This window comes from Sphingorhabdus arenilitoris, assembly GCF_042651485.1.
In the GTDB taxonomy this organism is placed as follows: Bacteria; Pseudomonadota; Alphaproteobacteria; order Sphingomonadales; family Sphingomonadaceae; genus Sphingorhabdus_B; species Sphingorhabdus_B arenilitoris.
The window spans coordinates 915,058-933,849 of sequence record NZ_JBHSDH010000013.1 but is presented as its reverse complement, the minus strand read 5'-3'; the positions used below and the strand labels follow the sequence as shown (position 1 = coordinate 933,849).

Here is an 18,792-nt window from a genome sequence, read left to right as displayed (position 1 = left end):
ATTCATGCCTTGGGGTTATACCAAATGGGCGATGTATAGGCTCTTTCCTGCGCTTTCAATTCTACATTTTCGCCGAGCTTCGCACCGTAGCGCAGCGCATCGAACAAGACCCAGCGCGGCGTCGGTATTTCCAACACGCGGACATAATAAAAAGCTTTCAAATCAGGGTTGAATTCCGGGTCGCGCCAAATGGTTTTGAGCTCCGGCGCGCCGATGCTGTTGCTGTATGTCGCCTTGGCAATATCCACCGTATCTCCGACCGCAGGCACTTTTCCATCGCGGCCTTTTTTACGCGCGTTCATATCGCTCCATACGACGTCAAAGACTTTCTCCTGCGTGCGGCCATTTCGGTCGGTCCAACCCTTCACAATTTGCACCCGGTCCAAATTGGCTCCTATCGGGTCTTTCAAAGCAGACACGATGAAGGTCGGTGCGCCTTTCGCGGTTTCATTTAGGTTGCCGCCCATCGGCACTCCGCGCTCATAACCGGCCTTTACAAAATCACCGTTCAGGTCAGCCTCGGCAAAATCCCAGCCGCCAAATAATCGGACCTGCATACGCGGTCCGGTTGTGGCATACACCTCTCTCCGCATCATCGCGTCAAATATCGCTTCGCGGGTATTGGCAGTCGCCCAAACGGCGGCATATCCGCCCGCGAGATATTGCCAGCCAAAGCGCCCCTCACGCGTGCCCAGATTTTGCGGTTCCATCGCGCGTTTGCCATTGGGTTCGTTACCGCTATGTTTGCCAAAGAAATTATTTTCGTCTGCCGTGGCAAGCGACGTGTGACTGTCGGTCGATCCGATCATACCCAGCTTATAGGGATTGACCCCGGTTTTGGCTTCGATTGTGAGCCCTCTTTTCAAGGCCTCACGGACATATTCCCCGGCTTGATCCCCGTCTTTTTTGTCGATTGCCATGGTTAAATTGCCCAAATCCCATCCCGCATCGCCAAAGCTGGCAAATTCGTCATTCCGCGACAGGAACGGGTGGCTCTCGCTATCGCCCTTTATCTGCGTAACCTCCACAATCGGTTCATGCTTCGCGCGTTTGCGGGCATATTCGGCCGTCATTGGCCCGCCATCTGGGCCTGTCAGTTCAAACATCAAGCCATTGGACAGGTTGCTATTATGCGGGATGGCCAGCATTTTTCCGCCCGTTTTCTTCTCATAGGCGTCCATATAATCCCATAGCTGCTCCACTTTGGCATCCGGGGTGTTCAATGTCGCAAAGGGGATGACCTGATCGGCGCGGTCTTTGCCATCACGGAACATGACGACGCGGTGCAAGTTATTGCCGCCGGGCATCAACGTATATTCAAAACCCATGAAAGCGGTAAATTTGCCCGGCTGATTATAGCGTTCGACGATGGCGCTATGATCGGTCCATATCTTGCGGCTGTTTTCCGCCTGATTTTCGGCGTCACGCATGGCTTCGGGTAATGTTCCTTTGGCCGCTCGGTCGATCAGCTCAGCGGTAACAGCTTGCGATCCTTCCGGTCCTTCATGCATCATATCATGCCAACGGCGCAGATCGGGATCGCGGATTAACAGCCGCGGAGCTTCATAAATGCGGCGCGTCACGCCCAGCCCGTCGCTATGGTCTGCAATGACAAGAAAATCGAGCGGCCTGTCAAGCTTGGCAACGGTGCCGGTCGTTGATTTGACCTCCTCTCCCTTTGCAAAACGCAGCGCCGCTTCGGGGCCAAGCCGCACGCCAAAGCCGAAGGCATCGACCGAATTTGAGGTATGCAGATGTGTGTCGCCCCAATAAACCTGCTTCGGATAGGCTGAAGCGGCCACCTCATTTTTCTGGCTAGCACTGCTGCCGCGCCCATCATCGCCGCTATTTTTGCTACAGCCTGCCGCTGCTAGCGCCAATATGCTGATCGCCAGATATTTATGCGTTTGTGTCATGCTATGATGCTCCAATCCAAATTGGCGAGCTCCAGGCCCGTTCCTGTATCGTCAGCGGAAGGCCGGGGCGTGGCCGTTTGCCGAGCCGGTTTGCTTCCCAAGTGGACCAGCGGCAAGTCGGGCGTTCGATAACCCTTACATAATAAAAAGCGCGGCGTTTCGAGCTAAAATCCGGATCGCGCCAATTAACCTTTAACTCTGCTGCGCCGTCCGATTTGTCGATCAGGCAGTTGCTGGCGTCGATGGATGCTTTGGTGGTTTGACAGCGGTTGTTTTTTGGTCCTGGCGCACCGGCTGCGCAGGCAATGTCAAAAACGCGTTCTTTTAACACACCATTTTCAACCCATCCGCGGATAATCTGCAATCGTTCAACCCCGGCGCTGTTGGGATCTTTTATCGCTTGCGCCAGAAAGGTTGGCGCGCCTTTATCTGATAATTTCAGATCGCCGCCCATCGGTACACCATTTTTATACGCGAGCGCCGCAAAATCGGGCCGACCAAAAATGTCATTTGGATAGCCATAGCCTGCAAATAGCCGGACTTTGATGCGCGGCCCGGATGTTGCAAATGTCTCTTTCCGGCGGAAAGCGGCATAAATATCTTCCCGGTTGTTGCGTTCGGCCCAAACGCCAGTAAGTCCGGCGGCGCTCCATTCATAAAAAGGCGTGGCGGCTGGTCCTTTTAACGTGGCATCATTTGCCGATTCATAAACGCGCCGCGTTTCAGGCGAGCCATCGATCAGTCCAGTCTTGCCGAAATATTCGTCTTCTTCAACCGGGCCCCCGGCATTATGCGTGTCCGACGATCCGATCAGGCCGAATTTATAAGGGTTAACGCCAGTTTTCTGTTCGATTTCAAGCCCGCGTTGCAATGCTTGACGGACATAGCTTCCGCTAGTTTTGCCGGTTATGGCCGTGCCTAAAAGCGTTTCATAAAGCTCGAAATTGGCCCATTCATCATTTGGCGATAATGCCGGATGCGTATCGGACGTGCCTTTCACTTGGCTCATTTCGACAATCGGTTCATTGCGCATCCGTGTCATCGCATATTCCGCCGTGATCGGATCGCCCGCATAATTGGTGGTTTCAAACATCCGGCCATCGGACACATTGCTGTTATGCGGGATAGCAAGCCCCTCAATCCCATTGCCGCGATTATCATCGAGCCATGCCCACAGCTTTTCTGGATTAGGCGAGTTAAAGGTGGAAAACGGCAGGTCAGGCACCCGCTTTCCCCGGAACAGAACCACCCGGTGAAGATTGGCGTTATTGGGCGCGGATGTATATTCAAAACCGATAAATGTAGTGAATTGTCCTGGCCGATAATATCGGTCGGCAGCGGCCTGTATCTCTTGCCAGCTCGATTTCATTATGCCTTCATTATTCAACTCAGCTGCCGGTTCGCTGCTCCACATGCTGCGCGTGACGCGGCTGAAGGCGGCCAGGATTTTATCCGCCGAATTGGAAAACATATCCGCTGCATAGGGAAGTTTTGACATCGGGCTCGCCGGGTCATTCATTGCCGGTAATATACCGATATATTCGGCGTGATCGGTTACCGCATAAAAATCAAGCGGGCCGCCTTTCAGCTGGATATCATAACCGCCCGCATGGCGCAGCTTTTCGCCCAGCGCATAGCGATAGGCATCGTCTGGCGTGCGCCGGACCCCAAAGATATAGGCGTCAAAACTATATTGAGTATGCACATGCAGGTCGCCGAATAAAGCTTGCCGTCTGTCGGCTTCATCTGCTTCGGCCACCTGCGGCAGGACCGCCCAGATGGCGGTGCAACCCAATAGTGTTCGTTTTAAATAATCCCTCATGTCTCCTTCTCCCCAAGACAGTCTGCACAGATAGGTTGTCTTATGCAACCCTGAACCAGAGCAATGTTGGGAAAATGCCTGCGAGCAACAAGGGCGCTTGAATTTGATCGCGGCGCGATATATGCGCTATCCGCATCGTGCACCAAGCCGATATGCCGCCTTAGCTCAGTTGGTAGAGCATCGCATTCGTAATGCGGGGGCCGTAGGTTCGAATCCTATAGGCGGCACCATCATTTTCATCATCAGCCCGTTTGGCCAGCATTCGTCCGGGTCATCAAGCGGGAGCGGCGGTTCGTTCTTGGCCTTGCCCTTGGGTGATGCGCATCGTCGCCAATGCGCCCAGCAGCATCAATATGCCCGCCAACATGAGCGCGTTGGTTGGTGATCCGCCGAGAAGCGGCCGGTAGATTAGCGGCATGGTAAGGGTTTCAATGAACATTGGAATCACAATGAACATGTTGAATATGCCCATATATATCCCATTGCGTTCGGGCGGGATGGATTTGGCTAGCATCACATAGGTGTTGCCCATCATCCCGGCCCACCCTAGGCCAATCCCCACCATGGGCAGGAATATCAACCAAGGATCGGATATATTGGCAATGGAGAGCATGGCGACACCCGATGCAGTCAGGCAGATCGCGTGCATATATTTTGCCCCGAACCGGCGAACCAGCGGGATCAACATTAAAGCACCGATAAATGCCACTGCATTGTATAACACGCCCATTTGCTGCGACAACAGGGTCGCGTCGATATAGGATGGCGACGACGCCTCGGTGGTGCCAAATACCGACTGCGACACGGACAGCGATATATATTGCCAATATACGAACATTGCATACCATTGACACAGCATCGCCAAGGCAAGCTGTTTCATGGCAACCGGCATATCGCGAATAGCCTCAAATATGTCGGTGAACACACCAGTGGTGCTGAGCGGTTTTGCCATTATTTTGGCCCGCTCTTCTTCGGTCAGGGGCAGTTCTGGTACGCGCAGCACGGACCAGACTATCGTCGAGATCGACAGAATCGCTCCAATAACGAAGGCGATTTTCACAATGTCGGGAATGGCGTTTTCCGCGCTTTCAATCTTCGAAAAACCGAATGCGACCAATATCGATGGCGCCGCATAGGATAGGCATTGCGCCAGACCGGTAAATGCACTTTGCGTTAGAAAGCCGACAGGTTGTTGATCCTGTTCCAACCGGTCCGCAACATAGGCGCGATACGGTTCCATGGTGATATTATTGCCAGCATCAAGCAGCCATAATAAAGATGCCGCAACCCATAATGCGGGGGAATAAGGCATGAGGAACAGGCAGATGGTGCAAATGATGGCCCCGATCAGGAAATAGGGAGTGCGCCTGCCAAACCGCGAAATGGTCCGGTCGCTGATTGCCCCGATGACCGGTTGAACCAATAAGCCCGTCACTGGACCGGCAAGCCATAATAGCGGCATGGTCGCTTCGTCTGCGCCGAGGAACCGGTAAATGGGCGTCATATTGGCTTGCTGTAGGCCGAAGCTGAACTGCAAACCGAAAAAACCGATATTCATTTCGATGATGCGCCACAGACTAAGGCGCGGTTTGATGCTCTCTCCCATCAAATTACCCTTTTTCATTATATTACAGTCGGTAAACGTCCGACATCCGATGAATTGCGACATTCTTACAACAGGATTCAAATTTATGCAAACGATTGCAGCAAAATTGAATTTTAATATTGCAATCGTTTGCATAACGCCATAACCAAAACACCGAAGTCGAGAGAGCGTGTTTCACAAAGCGCAAAAATTGGAGGAAATTAATCATGAAACTGGTTCGTAATTTTATGCTGGCATCTGTGTCTGTGCTCGCAACATCGCAAGTTGCGATAGCTCAAGATGCACCGTCCGAAGAAACGGCCGACACCCAAGAGGTTACTGAAATCATCGTCACCGGCGTGGCGCGTGGGCAAAATAGTCTGGACACATCGGTGTCGGTCAGTTCGCTGGGCACAGAAGAAATCGCCAATGCCTCGCCGCGGTCGGTTGCGGAGCTGTTCCGCAACTTGCCCGGTGTGCGGTCCGAGTCATCGGGCGGTGAGGGTAATGCGAATATTCAAGTTCGCGGTTTGCCCGTGGCATCGGGCGGCGCGAAATTTTTGCAGCTGCATGAAGATGGCATTCCCGTTTTGGAATTTGGTGACATCACTTTTGGTAATGCGGACATTTTTCTGCGTTCCGACTTTAATGTCGCGCGGGTCGAATCGATCCGGGGTGGCTCCGCTTCAACATTTGCGTCCAACTCACCGGGCGGGATCATCAACCTGATCTCAAAAACAGGCGAGCGTGAAGGCGGTTCGCTGCAGCTTTTGACCGGACTCGGTTATGGCGAATACCGCTTGGATGCCGATTATGGCGGGCAACTTGCCGAAGATTTATATTTCCATGTGGGCGGTTTCTATCGTCAGGGCGAAGGCCCACGCGACATTGGATATGATGGCAATAAAGGCGGTCAGATTAAGCTAAACATCACCAAGAAATTTGATGCTGGTTATATCCGTTTCTTCGGAAAATATTTGAATGACAATGCGGTCGGTTATTTGCCGAACCCGGTTTTGGTAACCGGCACAAATGCAAATCCGGATTATGTCAATGTGCCCAATTTTGACATTAACGAAGACAGCCTGCATTCGCGCAATTTCTTAAGTGCGACTTCGTTAAATGCCGGGAATAACCCCGAACGCTTCGACATTCGTGAAGGGCAGCATCCGGTTGTGAAATCATTCGGTTTTGAAGCCAACTTTGATGTCGCAGAAGGATTAAATTTAACCAACCGTTTCCGCTATTCGGATGTGTCCGGAAGCTTTGTGTCGCCATTCCCCGGATCGATTGATACTGCAACGAACGTCGCCGGTGATTTCGGCGCCGGGACAGTTCTGCGTTTTGCCAATGGAGCCAATGCGGGCGATTTGGTTGGTCCGGCTTCCCTTGTTGCGCGAATTGTCCTGTTCAACACACGGTTGAATAGTTTGGATAACATCACCAACGACCTGCGTCTGTCGAAGACCGTTGATTTGGGTGAGTCCACTTTGGATCTGACGGCTGGCTTTTATAAATCACGCCAAGATATCAGCACAGAGTGGCTATGGACTTCCCATTTGCTTGAAGTTCGCGGCGGCGGAGATGCAGCTTTGATTGATGCATTTGATGCTGGCGGAACTGCGCTTACCGACAACGGGACTGTTGCCTATGGGGCCAGCTTCTTCGGAAATTGCTGCCGCCGCGTTTATGACGTGACTTATGACACCAATGCGCCATTTTTATCCGCCAATTTCAACACGGGCGGTTTGACCCTCGATGGTTCGATCCGCTTTGATTTTGGATCAGCAGAAGGAGAGGTTTTCGGTGCTGATCTTGGTGGCGGACGTGTTGGCGTCGCGGCAGTTGACGTGAATGGCGATGGCACGATATCTGCTGCAGAAAATAGCACCAGTATCGTGCCGTTGAATCAGCCGGGCTTGGTCAATTATAAATATGACTATGTCAGCTATTCTTTAGGGGCAAATTACCGGTTTACCGACGATCTCTCGGCATTTGCCCGCTATAGCCGCGGCGGACGGGCCAATGCTGACCGTATTTTGTTCAACGGCAATAATATCGACAATGCCAGCGGTGCGTTGCTGAATAGCGATGTCGCCATTGATTTTACGCGTCAGCTCGAAATTGGCGCGAAATATAAATCAAGCGGTGTGCAGCTTTACGGGACGATATTCCGCGCCACGACCGAAGAGGAAAATTTTGAGGCCAGCACGCAAACCGTTTTCAGCCGCAGTTACCGCGCAACTGGTATTGAATTGGAAGGCTCGGTCTCCGTCGGCGATTTTTCGCTATCGGCGGGTGCGACTTACACGGATGCAAAAATCACCCGCGATTTGATTTCACCAGGAAATGAAGGCAATCGCCCGCGCCGCCAAGCTGACCTGATTTATCAAATCACGCCGCAATATTCGACAGACCTTTTCACTATCGGTGCGAATATCGTCGGGACAACGGAGAGCTTTGCGCAGGATAATGAAGGGTTGGTCTTGCCTGCCTTTACTCAGGTTAATGCGTTTCTGTCCGTTCGGCCAACCCAGCGGGTGCAATTGTCGCTGAATGCCAACAATCTGTTCAACACCACTGGCTTCACCGAAGCAGAAGAAGGCAGCATTCCTGCCAATGGTATTGTTCGGGCACGTTCGATCAATGGACGCACGATATCGGCGGCGATTAAATTCGATTTCTGATCGACACTATACGGGCTATGCTGCTTTGTTATGTGGCATAGCCCCTTCTTTTATAGGTATAATCTAGGGCATAGAAACGTATGACATCTGTGTGGACCAAGGATCACATATCGACGATCACGGAGCAGCCCTATACCGCCGTTCCGGTGATAACGGCGGATAATGTGAAGCCGCTCGCTGAAGGTCTTGTGTTTTGGGATATGTGGCCCGTACAGCTCAGCGATGGTTCCATTGCGCAGATTAATGACGGTGCGCTGTGGATGCTGCTGTCCGCGCCTGATCGCGGCGATCCGGCATTGCGCCATTTTGAGGCCAAAGTCCGGTTGATGCATTATGCCGGCGGTGTGTGGCGTGATTTGGGGCCTGCATTGCCCGAAATGATGGTCAGTTATGAGCGCGAATGGGCCGGCACTGCGTTGCTGCAAGGCGATGTTGTAACATTATTTTTTACCGCAGCCGGTAGGGCCGATATACCGGGCGGATATCAACAGCAGCTTTTTGAAACTCACGGACGTCTTCAGGATGATGGACGGATTACCGATTGGACTTTCCCGGTAATCTCGGTTGAAAATGATGGCGCTCATTATCCTGTAGCAGATCAGCAAAGCGGGGAGCCGGGAAAAATTACCGCATTTCGCGATCCGGCCTATTTCTGTGATCCTGCCGATGGGCAGGAATATCTGATATTTTCGGCCTCGGTTGTCGGCTCCGCCTCTGCTTATCGCGGTGCCATGGGTATTGCCCGCAAAACGGCTTCTTCCAAATGGGAATTATTGCCTGCGCTCATTCATGCCGACGGTGTCAATAACGAATTGGAACGAGCGCATGTCGTGGCGCATGAAGGGCGCTATTATGCGTTCTGGTCAACACAGGCATCGACGTTTAATCCGGACGGCCCGATTGGGCCTACTGGATTATACGGCATGGTCGCTAACAGTTTATTTGGCCAATATGAACCACTGAACGAAACAGGATTGGTATTGGCAAATCCGAAAGAAGAGCCATCGCAAACTTATAGCTGGCACGTGACCAAGGAATTGCTGGTGAGCAGCTTTATCGATCACTGGGGGTTAAAGGGGCGATCGCTAACTGGCAATCCATCCCTTGTAGCAGACAGTTTTGGCGGGACTGCCGCCCCATTTTTGCGTATCGCCCTGACTGGCAATCAGTCTCAGCTAGCGGTGACATGCGATAATGACAAATTGGCCCATGGATAAATTGCCACATATTGGTGCTGTGGAACTTGGCGGGACAAAATGTATCGCTATGGTTTCCGATGGTGAGAAGATTTTGGCTGAGCGGCGTTTTGAGACACGCGATCCTGATGACACATTGGCCAAATTGGCTGCGGCGCTGAACGGTTGGAATGAAGAGCGGCGCTTTGACGCGATCGGCGTTGCGAGCTTTGGTCCCATTTGTCTGGATCCCGCTGATGCCGATTATGGCCATATCTTGAAAACGCCTAAGCCCGGATGGACCGGGGCGAATGTGCTCGGATCATTGCAGCGCGCTTTCAATTGTCCCATTTCCATCGAAACCGATGTTACCGCCGCCGCACTGGCGGAATATAAATGGGGTGCAGGCAAAGGGGCGCCAAATGTTGTTTATATAACAATCGGAACCGGGCTTGGCGGCGGTATCGTGATTGACGGTGTTCCGGTGCGCGGGCGTATGCATCCAGAAATCGGACATATTTTAACGCGCCGGTTACCGGGTGATGATTTTCCGGGGATATGCCCGTTTCACGGCGATTGTGTGGAAGGTTTAATCTCCGGACCTGCGCTAGAGGCGCGCTTTGGCGCCAGTGCAGATCAAATCGGCCCAAATGACATACGCTGGGACGCACCAGCGCACGATTTAGCGCAGCTGCTCACATCGCTTATCCTTACAGTTTCACCGCATAAAATACTGGTCGGTGGCGGCGTTGGGATGGGGGCACCGCATCTATTGCAAGGGGCGTTGAAACAGCTACCGGAATTAATCGCCGGATATTTGCCAAATATGGATGCGGCTGCGGTGCAGGATATGATCATGCACCCCAAACTGGGCGATCAGGCCGGCCCCATGGGTGCCGTTGCGGTCGGGTTGCAGTCTCTGAGTTGATTCCTGCCCGCTAAAATACTTGTATGCCGCCTGTTCATCACGCTAAGAGATTGGGGGTGAACATTCCTAATCGTACGATAAATATGGCCGATCTAGCCAAGATTGCTGGTGTATCGGTATCCACTGTGTCCCGCGCGCTTGCCGGGAATGAGGCGATTACCAGCGATACGCGCGAGCGGATTTCCCGGCTGGCGCAGGAGCATGGATACCGGCCCAATATGCAGGCCCGCAACCTGCGGTTACGCCGCAGCCAGTCGATTGGTGTCGTCTTGCCACTCGGCCATCAAAAAGATCAGCATCTTACCGATCCATTTTTTCTGATGATGCTGGGCCATCTGGCCGATGCAATTTCGGACAAAGGATATGACATGCTGCTGTCCAAAGTTATCCCTACGGATGAACTTTGGCTCGACCGTTTGATCGACAGCGGACGGATAGATGGGCTGATCATTGTTGGACAATCGAACCAAACCGAAACAATAGAACGCGTCTCAAAAAGATTTGCCCCGATGGTGGTGTGGGGCGCGTGTATGCCTGGCCAAAATCATATCAGTGTTGGCACCGACAACCGCTTGGGCGCTCGCCTTATTACCGAACATCTAATCGGCCAGGGACGCCGCAGGCTGATGTTCCTTGGCGATCCCAGTGCACCTGAAATCAAACAGCGCGAAATTGGTTTTCATGATGCCTGCGCCGCAGCAGGTGATGACGTTTTTGTGACCACGATGGCCATCGATCTTGTTGCAGAAAACGCTTATACCGAACTGAGCAAATTTTTTGACGAACCGGCGGAAATTGACGGCATTGTGGCCGCAACCGATGTTATTGCCATGTCTGCCATCCGTGCTTTATCGGATCATGGATTAAATGTTCCAAGCGACGTTGCGGTTACAGGGTTTGATGATGTGGCCTTGGCCTCCCATACAATTCCGCCGTTGACTACGGTGAAACAGGATTTGGAGGCAGGGGCGAGAATAATGATCGAAAAACTATTCGGATTGTTAGATGGAAAAACGACCGGTTCGCTGGAAATGAAACCGAAAATTATTATGCGCGGTTCGGCTTAATCGGCAGGGATTATCGGCCGGCTTGAGGGTCCGGACCCTAGTTGAGCACCCGATTACTCGCTGGACATAAACTCTATTGCTTCGGCCTCGCTGATGACCTCAGCATATTTGGCCTGCAAATCAAACAGGTTTGCTTCATGGGGTGCAGGGTGGCGGTCGCCGCACGCCTCACGCACGACGAACGGGGCAAAGCCATTTTGTAGCGCATCCAGCGCGGTTGCGCGGACACAGCCAGAGGTCGATAGGCCGGTTATGATCAGCGTATCGATATCCATCTGACGCAGCCGCCGCGTCAAATCGGTACCGAAAAAGGCGCTGGCATATTGTTTGGTAATGACCGTTTCCCCGTTGCGGGGAGCGAGTTGGGGCGGAAAAGCACCTAATGGCGATCCCTTTTCGAAAACACGTAGCGCTGGGATTTTCTGATAGAATAGGCCGCCATTACCGCCGCCATGTTCATATTCGACATTGGTGAAAAACACCGGCATCGCAGCCATCCTTGCTGCTGCCAGCAATCGGACATTGCTACCCAATGCATCTTCGACGCCCGCATAAAATGGCGACTGTGGGTCCAGATAAGCCATCACAAAATCTACAATCAACAGGGCAGGGCGACTGCCAAATTCCAATCGGCCGCCAAAAGCGTCGGTATAGCTTTGCGTTAAGCCATCATGGCGGGGCATCAGATTATTCCGGCTTGTGCCATTTGTACCAACTCCGCAGCATCAAGGCCAAGCAGCGCGCCGTAAACGGCTTCGTTATGCTGCCCCACTATGGATGGCGCAGGGGAGCGCACGCCGCTGGGCGTTGCCGATAGATAGGGGAAAGCATTTTGCATTTTGATCTGGCCGAACCGTTCCGTTTCCACATCGATAATTGCGCCGCGTGCTTGGAAATGCGGATCCGCGATCATTTCAGGCGCGCGGTAGACACGGCCAGCGGGGATGGAATGTTGGATCATCAACTGGTCCACTTCCTCCACGCTGCGGCTTTTCGTCCAATCATTGATCAATTCGTCAAGCTCGGCCTGATTTTTGCCGCGCGCAATGTGGGTCGCATATTTTGGGTCGCTCCCCAATTCTGGTTGCCCCATCACGGCGGCTAAACGCTGCCACAGTTCGTCTTTATTCGCCCCGATCATATATTCACCGTCGGCGCAGCTATACACATTGGAGGGCGCAATTCCTTTTAACACAGAACCAGACCGTTCTCGGATCACCCCGCCATGGTCATATTCGGGAACCAATCCCTCCATGACTTGCAACACGCTTTCATATAAAGCCGCATCGACGACCTGACCCTCACCCGTCCGGCTGCGGTGATGGAGCGCGGCGAGCACGCCCATACAGCCATATGTCGCGGTCAACGTGTCGCCGATGGAAATACCCATACGGCTTGGCGGGCGGTCTGGTTCGCCGACAATATAACGCCAGCCACCCATGGCTTCACCAATGCCGCCAAAACCGGCGCGCGATGAATAAGGACCGGTTTGGCCATAGCCGGACATGCGGGCGATAATCAGTCCGGGATTATCTCCGTGCAATATTTCCGGCGACAACCCCCATTTTTCAATGGTGCCGGGCTTAAAATTTTCGATCAATATATCGGCAGTGCCAATCAGCTTGCGCGCCAGATTCTGCCCTTCGGCAACGCGCAAATTGATCGATACGGATTTTTTATTGCGAGCAATAACTTCCCATTGCACCTTTTCCTCACCCTGACCCCATAGCCGCATGGGGTCGCCGGTTCCAGGCGGTTCGACCTTGATCACCTCAGCGCCCATATCACCCAGCAGTTGCCCGCAAAATGGTCCAGCAAGAAGCTGCCCCATTTCAATCACGCGCAAACCGTTTAGGGCGCCATGGTTAGTTTTATCGCCCATTATTCAGCGGCCTCTGAGATGTTCCAAACGGGCTGCCTTGGTGCAGGCAGTCCGGTTTCGGCCTCACAATTGGCGCGCAGCTCTTCAATGGATGGACCATAGTCAAACAGTTTGAGTTCACCTCTGACCGCCTTCATTTCGCCGCGCAGTTTTTCGGTTGCCGCAGTGTCGACCTCAGCATCACTGCTGACCACGACGCCATAATCCAGCGCGCCTGTGGGCGTCACCAGTCCTTGGGTTATCTCCTTTACAACCAATGCCGGATCACGTTCCAGCGGGTCGCCCCAGCCGCCGCCACCCCAAGTGATATAATGCAACTCATCACCTGTTCTGACCTCAATATCCTCTTGCTTGTTGCCAACGATTTGCTCGCTGCCATCGGTTCGGACGAGCAGTTTTCTGGCCCTTTTTCCGGGCAGACCGCCGTTGACGCCCCAAGGCGGAACGAACCAGCGGTCGTCATGGATGGACACGGTTCCATCGGCGAGGAAGTGATATGTCATATGAATGCCATTGCCGCCCCTATGTAGGCCCGCACCACCCGAATCCGGTTCGGTTTCATATCGTTCGATGCGCAGCGGGAAATAGCGTTCCAAAAACTCATTGGGCACATTTGTAAAACCGGGCCACAGCGAATGACCGTCGGGGCCATCGCCCAATGGGCGTCCCGGTATGCCGCCAAAGCCGATTTGGAATAGCTGGAACCATTCGCCGCCTTTGCCAGCGCGATTGTCATTGCCCGAATAGAATAGATGGGGGCTGGAACTAAACCCTGCGGCGTTCAGGAATTCGGGCGTCTTCTGTCCCAAAAGGCCGCCCAATATGTCGAATATCCGGCCGAGTGCATGGGTACGCCCCGACAGTGCGGCGGGGAATTTTGGTTTCAGCAAACTGCCTTCGGGAATACGGACATCGATCAGGTCGTAAAACCCGTCATTGAATAATATCTGCGGATCGAAAACCATGATCATGTAAATGCCGAAAAACATTTTGAACATATTTTCGTTCAGGTAGAAATTGATCGATGCCGCGCTTTGCGGGTCAGTACCATCGAAATCCAGGATGACTTTGTCACCGTCGCGCCACATGGTGCATTTGATTTTATAGGGCCCATAACCAAGGCCGTCATCGCAAACATAATCTTCAAAACTGACCGGGGCTTCGGCAATTGCCATGGCAATCAATGCCTTCATCGCGCGGTGGTTGCGTTGCAGTAGCATTTGTGTGGCCGATACATAGATATCGTCGCCAAAACGGTCGGCCATTTCAATCACCCGGCGCGCGGCGACCCGGCAAGAGGCAATGAGCGCGTTTAGATCGGCCTGGCACCAATCGGGTTTGCGTGTCTGGTGCATGACCAGCTTCATCAGGTCATCGTTATATTCGCCCTTGCGCCAGATTTTTACCGGCGGAATACGCACGCCCTCTTCAAAGATGGATTTGGCATCGATCGGCATAGAACCCACGACTTTGCCGCCGATATCCGATTGATGCCCAAACATTGCGGTATAGGCCAGCAGGCGGCCGTCCTTAAACACGGGCAGCAGCACCAGCCAGTCGTTATTATGACTGATCGCGCCTTCACAGCTATACGGATCGGACAGGAAAATCATGTCGCCATCCTCCAATGTCCCATCAAACTGCCTCAGAAAGCCGTCAATAAAACTGCCAAACTGCCCCACGATCATTTTGCCATTATGGTCGGCGATCAAGGGGAAGGCGTCGCCCTGTTCCCGAATGCCCGGTGACATGGCGGTGCGCACCAATGTCGCGTCCATTTCGATGCGGGCATTGCGCAAGGCATTTTCGATAATGTCGAGCGTGACCGGATCAAGCTCAACCGATTTGAAGGGCGTTTTGTTGGTTTCGACGATGGTTGCTGGCATGGTCTTGTTCCTTACGCCGGGTTGATGAGGATGTTGCCGACTGCATCTACGGTGGCGATACAATCACTTTCGATCAGGGTGGTCGAATCCATTTCGACAATGATGGCGGGGCCAGCGATGATATCGCCCTGTTTCAACTTGTTGCGATCATAAATAACCGCATCTTGTTCCCGCCCGTTCATCCATAATTTATGGTCACGCATTTTGGCGGAGGTCGGATCGCCATTACCCTTCGCCAATTCAGCGGCTGGCAGGTTCAGCGCCTGACCCATTGCAACGGCACGCAGGTTGACGATTTCATGCGGGGTATCCATCGTAAAGGTGAATAGCCGCTCATGCTCTTCGTCGAACCGCTGGATCAGCGCGCCTAGGCCGTCTTTTTCCAGCATAGCAATGGTGACGGGCATTGGCACCTCAAATGCTTGCCCCGAATAGCGCACGTCCACTTCGAATTGGCTCTCAATCTTGTCCTGTGCGACGCCGTCCGCCAATAGCTCGCCCCGCACTTGCGCTTCCATTTCGGTCAGCAACGCAATCAAATCCGGCACGCTGGTTTGCGTCTCCAGCTTTGAATAGCTGCGCGCTGTTTCGGTTCTCATCCTGGTGGTGGCATCACCCAAAGCGCATAATACACCAGGGGAAACAGGCGACACCGCGGGCCAGCTGCCCATCAGCTTTGCAACCGCATTTACGTGCAGCGGGCCAGCGCCGCCAAATCCCATCAGCGCGAAATGCCGCGGATCATATCCTTGTTGCACGCTTATCATCCGCAGCGCGCCGAACATATTTTCATTCACAATATCGATGATCCCGCGCGCGGCCGCCATCAAATCAACGCCCAGCGCATCGGCAATTTTCTGCACAGATTTCTTCGCGCCCTCCCGGTCGAGGTTGAACGAGCCGCCGAGCAGATTTTCCGGCAGATAACCCAGAACAACATTGGCGTCCGTGACGGTAGGTTCCGTGCCGCCTTTGCCATAAGCCACCGGGCCGGGAACTGCACCTGCGCTTTGCGGCCCAACCCGCAGGGCCCCGGTTAGCTCCGGGACATAGGCAATCGAACCACCGCCTGCGCCCACCGTTTTTACATCAAGCGCGGAGGCGCGGACCGATAAATGTCCGACTTCGGTCGTGCGCTGCCGTCTCGGCTCCAGATTTTCGATCAGGGCGACGTCGGTGGACGTGCCGCCAACATCAAGGGTAAGGATGTTTTTAAGTCCCGCATTTTTCGCAACCCATAATGCACCCGTCACTCCGCCTGCTGGACCTGACATCAGGATATTGACCGGATGTTCCTCCGCTTTTTGAGACGACATAAGGCCGCCATCAGAGCGGAGCAGGCTTAACTTGCCGGTCAGCCCGCCTTGTTCCAGCTGACCGCGAAGATTGCTGACATAACGGCTCACAACCGGGCGCACCGACGCGTTGGCAACGGTCGATAATGTGCGTTCATATTCCTGCATTTCCGGTAATACTTCGTGGCTTAGTGACACTGGGACGCCGGGCATCACTTCAGCTGCGATCTCACCAATTCGTTTTTCATGCGCGCCGCTGACATATGCGTTGATTAGCGATACGGTGATCGCCTCCACCCCTTGCAATTTCAACTGCTCCAACGCTGCCCGAATTTCATCCTCATCGATTGGCCGCACTTCATTGCCATCGGCATCCATCCGGCCTTTGACCGCTATGGTATCCTCAAGCGCCGCAAGTGGCTGTGGTTTGGGCCATATGATCCAGGCGGCCAGACCACCAGGCACAAAGCTGCGTGCAATTTGCATGATGTCGCGGTAGCCCTCTGTCACTATCAAACCGACGCGTGCGCCTTTGCCCTCCAGCACGGCGTTGGTGGCAACTGTTGTTCCGTGGAGGAAATAATCAACCTCGGATAAGGAAACACCTGCCTCGCGGCAAACAACCTCTACGCCGTTCAAAATGCCCAGCGAGCTATCCTGCGGCGTTGACGGTGTTTTATGCCGCCAGAACGCCCCGCTTTCCTCGTTGAACAGCAACAGATCGGTAAATGTCCCGCCAACATCAACACCCAAACGATAGCTCAATGTATGTCTCCTTCGATAATAGGCCCGCTAAGCTGCTTTGGCTGGCTTCGCTTTGGGAAATCCGCCCGCTTTGCTTAGCATCGAGGGCATGTTCTTGCCCATTTTTGCCGACAGCCAGCCTGCGGTTTCAATCAGTTTATCCAGATCAAGTCCGGTAGCGATTCCCGCCCGTTCGAGCATATAGATGACATCCTCGGTCGCGACATTACCCGCTGCGCCCGGCGCAAAAGGACATCCGCCAAGACCGCCAATCGACCCGTCAATGATATGCGCTCCTGCACCAATTGCCGCCCATACATTGGCAAGGCCGGTGCCGCGCGTATTGTGGAAATGAACCCGCACAGGCAGCGGCGCAATGGCTACACTGACTGCGGATACCAGCCGGGCGACATGCGCGGGGTTGGCCACGCCGATCGTGTCGGCCAGCGCAATTTCGCAGGGGCCGGCCTGTGCCAGGTTTGCTGCCATATCAATTACCCGCCGTTCATCAACTTCGCCTTCAAACGGGCAGCCAAAGCTCGCGGCGATAGTAACCTGCGCTGTTTTTCCACTTTGCCGAGCCGACGTGATAATTTCTTTGGCAATTGCGACAGAATCATCGCTGCTTTGACCCTGATTGGCCATCGCGAAACTGTCGGTTGCGACGCAGACCGCGCCGAGTTGGTTGACCCCTTGCGCGGCCAACGCCCGCTCGGCTCCGCGCTGGTTCAGGACCAACCCGATATAGGTCACATCTGTATAGGGGGTTAGGCCGCCACACACGGCCTCCGCATCTGCCATTTGCGGGACTTTTTTTGGATTAACGAAGCTGGCGACTTCTATCCTTTTGATGCCCGCAGCGATAGCCCGTTCGATGAGATCCAATTTATCGACCGTCTTTATCAAAACAGGTTCATTTTGCAGGCCATCGCGCGGTCCAACTTCGACGAATTCAATGGCAGAAATATCAGTCATAATCTCAATATTGTATACAAAAAGAACAAAAATCAAGCTGCATCACGATTTTCCTGCCGATCGCGGTCATGCGCGTCGCTATAGGCGTGAAAGGCACGGCGAATATGGCCGGTCATTATCGACGCCGCCCAATCCCCATCGCGCCGATCAAAGGCCGCGAGCAGCTCTGCATGTTCATGATGGGAACGCTGCAGGTTCTCGAGATCGTAATGCAGCGCAGTGCGCAAAACCACGGGTTGCTCTACAATTTGCGGCAGCATGGCCGATAATGCAGGGGAATCGGCGGCCGCCAGAATAATTTCGTGCAGCATCCGATTATGCTCCAAAAAGGTTGGAACATCCGGCGGTGTTTGCTGGATTGCAGCTTCAATTTTCCGGTTATGGTACCGCAATTTATTCAGTTTTTCTTCGGTCAGCCGCGTTGCTGCTCTTTTGGCCGCATAAGCCTCCAGCATCGAACGCAATTCAAAAGCATCCTCGACATCTTCGACCGTCCATTGCGATACATAGCTGCGTTTTGAATCGCTACGATATATAAATTTTTCTGACTCGAGACGGCGCAACGCCTCACGCACCGGCGTCCGCGATACGCCGCAAATTTCGGCGAGTTGTTCTTCGATAATTTGATCGCCCGGCTTTAACTCGCCCGACAGAACCATCGTGCGAATATGGCCATAGGCACGTTCCGAAGCCTTAGTCATGCCGTCTCTATATCCCTATTGACCTTTTCTAAATTGTATACAATAATTATGAGAAAGCGCAATAGATGCTTGGATAAAATTGACGAAAAACATTGGTTGATACCGCGATAGTCCCGGTGCTGCCCAATG

13 protein-coding genes and 1 tRNA gene are annotated in these 18,792 nt (G+C 53.4%); 5 read left to right on the top strand and 9 right to left on the bottom strand.

Annotated elements, in window-relative coordinates; all coding sequences use genetic code 11:
* Positions 1–2 precede the first annotated feature (2 nt).
* Both ACFOWX_RS08590 and ACFOWX_RS08585 read right to left on the bottom strand, forming a co-directional pair.
* Positions 3–1,916 (bottom strand): DUF3604 domain-containing protein, encoded by a 1,914-nt coding sequence (locus ACFOWX_RS08590; RefSeq protein ID WP_381423187.1) that lies wholly within the window; start codon positions 1,914–1,916, stop codon positions 3–5.
* Position 1,917: 1 nt separating this feature from the next.
* Positions 1,918–3,738 (bottom strand): DUF3604 domain-containing protein, encoded by a 1,821-nt coding sequence (locus ACFOWX_RS08585; protein ID WP_381423185.1) that lies wholly within the window; start codon positions 3,736–3,738, stop codon positions 1,918–1,920.
* 154 nt (positions 3,739–3,892) lie between these two features.
* Between ACFOWX_RS08585 and ACFOWX_RS08580 the strand changes: the two genes are divergently transcribed.
* A tRNA-Thr gene (locus ACFOWX_RS08580) sits at positions 3,893–3,968 on the top strand.
* A 44-nt stretch (positions 3,969–4,012) separates the two neighbouring features.
* Here the strand turns inward: ACFOWX_RS08580 and ACFOWX_RS08575 are convergent.
* Entirely contained in the window at positions 4,013–5,362 is a 1,350-nt protein-coding gene (locus tag ACFOWX_RS08575; RefSeq protein WP_381423183.1) for an MFS transporter, read from the bottom strand.
* Between the two features lie 188 nt (positions 5,363–5,550).
* Between ACFOWX_RS08575 and ACFOWX_RS08570 the strand changes: the two genes are divergently transcribed.
* From ACFOWX_RS08570 to ACFOWX_RS08555, 4 genes are all read left to right on the top strand, one after another.
* Positions 5,551–8,010: a TonB-dependent receptor domain-containing protein gene (locus ACFOWX_RS08570; RefSeq protein WP_381423181.1), complete on the top strand. Its 2,460-nt coding sequence runs from the start codon at positions 5,551–5,553 to the stop codon at positions 8,008–8,010.
* A gap of 80 nt (positions 8,011–8,090) precedes the next feature.
* Positions 8,091–9,227 (top strand): glycoside hydrolase family 68 protein, encoded by a 1,137-nt coding sequence (locus ACFOWX_RS08565; protein WP_381423179.1) that lies wholly within the window; start codon positions 8,091–8,093, stop codon positions 9,225–9,227.
* Positions 9,220–10,113 (top strand): ROK family protein, encoded by an 894-nt coding sequence (locus ACFOWX_RS08560; protein ID WP_381423177.1) that lies wholly within the window; start codon positions 9,220–9,222, stop codon positions 10,111–10,113. Before ACFOWX_RS08565 ends, ACFOWX_RS08560 begins: the two co-directional genes overlap by 8 nt.
* 56 nt (positions 10,114–10,169) lie before the next feature.
* Positions 10,170–11,180: a LacI family DNA-binding transcriptional regulator gene (locus ACFOWX_RS08555; protein WP_381423175.1), complete on the top strand. Its 1,011-nt coding sequence runs from the start codon at positions 10,170–10,172 to the stop codon at positions 11,178–11,180.
* Between the two features lie 53 nt (positions 11,181–11,233).
* Here ACFOWX_RS08555 and ACFOWX_RS08550 read toward each other — a convergent pair whose 3' ends face one another.
* The 6 genes from ACFOWX_RS08550 to ACFOWX_RS08525 are packed head-to-tail and all read right to left on the bottom strand — an operon-like array spanning position 11,234 to position 18,663.
* Entirely contained in the window at positions 11,234–11,863 is a 630-nt protein-coding gene (locus tag ACFOWX_RS08550) for an isochorismatase family protein (protein ID WP_381423173.1), read from the bottom strand.
* Positions 11,863–13,062, bottom strand: a complete 1,200-nt coding sequence (locus tag ACFOWX_RS08545; protein ID WP_381423171.1) for a CaiB/BaiF CoA transferase family protein — start codon at positions 13,060–13,062, stop codon at positions 11,863–11,865. The genes ACFOWX_RS08550 and ACFOWX_RS08545 overlap by 1 nt, the downstream gene beginning before the upstream one ends.
* A complete protein-coding gene (locus ACFOWX_RS08540; RefSeq protein ID WP_381423169.1) occupies positions 13,062–14,948 on the bottom strand; it encodes a hydantoinase B/oxoprolinase family protein in 1,887 nt (628 codons plus the stop codon). Before ACFOWX_RS08540 ends, ACFOWX_RS08545 begins: the two co-directional genes overlap by 1 nt.
* Before the next feature lie 11 nt (positions 14,949–14,959).
* Positions 14,960–17,008 carry a hydantoinase/oxoprolinase family protein gene (locus ACFOWX_RS08535; protein ID WP_381423167.1) on the bottom strand — a complete coding sequence of 683 codons (2,049 nt, stop codon included), beginning with the start codon at positions 17,006–17,008 and terminating at the stop codon, positions 14,960–14,962.
* 27 nt (positions 17,009–17,035) lie between these two features.
* Positions 17,036–17,962: a hydroxymethylglutaryl-CoA lyase gene (locus ACFOWX_RS08530; protein WP_381423165.1), complete on the bottom strand. Its 927-nt coding sequence runs from the start codon at positions 17,960–17,962 to the stop codon at positions 17,036–17,038.
* Positions 17,963–17,994: 32 nt separating this feature from the next.
* Positions 17,995–18,663, bottom strand: a complete 669-nt coding sequence (locus ACFOWX_RS08525; protein ID WP_381423163.1) for a GntR family transcriptional regulator — start codon at positions 18,661–18,663, stop codon at positions 17,995–17,997.
* Positions 18,664–18,792 lie beyond the last annotated feature (129 nt).

Excerpts from the sequence above, each read along its gene's own strand:
- ACFOWX_RS08570 (WP_381423181.1), top strand. The coding sequence starts at position 5,551 with ATGAAACTGGTTCGTAATTTTATGCTGGCATCTGTGTCTGTGCTCGCA.
- ACFOWX_RS08590 (WP_381423187.1), bottom strand. The coding sequence starts at position 1,916 with ATGACACAAACGCATAAATATCTGGCGATCAGCATATTGGCGCTAGCA.
- ACFOWX_RS08540 (WP_381423169.1), bottom strand. The coding sequence starts at position 14,948 with ATGCCAGCAACCATCGTCGAAACCAACAAAACGCCCTTCAAATCGGTT.
- ACFOWX_RS08575 (WP_381423183.1), bottom strand. The coding sequence starts at position 5,362 with ATGAAAAAGGGTAATTTGATGGGAGAGAGCATCAAACCGCGCCTTAGT.
- ACFOWX_RS08550 (WP_381423173.1), bottom strand. The coding sequence starts at position 11,863 with ATGCCCCGCCATGATGGCTTAACGCAAAGCTATACCGACGCTTTTGGC.
- ACFOWX_RS08585 (WP_381423185.1), bottom strand. The coding sequence starts at position 3,738 with ATGAGGGATTATTTAAAACGAACACTATTGGGTTGCACCGCCATCTGG.
- ACFOWX_RS08530 (WP_381423165.1), bottom strand. The coding sequence starts at position 17,962 with ATGACTGATATTTCTGCCATTGAATTCGTCGAAGTTGGACCGCGCGAT.
- ACFOWX_RS08560 (WP_381423177.1), top strand. The coding sequence starts at position 9,220 with ATGGATAAATTGCCACATATTGGTGCTGTGGAACTTGGCGGGACAAAA.
- ACFOWX_RS08565 (WP_381423179.1), top strand. The coding sequence starts at position 8,091 with ATGACATCTGTGTGGACCAAGGATCACATATCGACGATCACGGAGCAG.
- ACFOWX_RS08525 (WP_381423163.1), bottom strand. The coding sequence starts at position 18,663 with ATGACTAAGGCTTCGGAACGTGCCTATGGCCATATTCGCACGATGGTT.
- ACFOWX_RS08545 (WP_381423171.1), bottom strand. The coding sequence starts at position 13,062 with ATGGGCGATAAAACTAACCATGGCGCCCTAAACGGTTTGCGCGTGATT.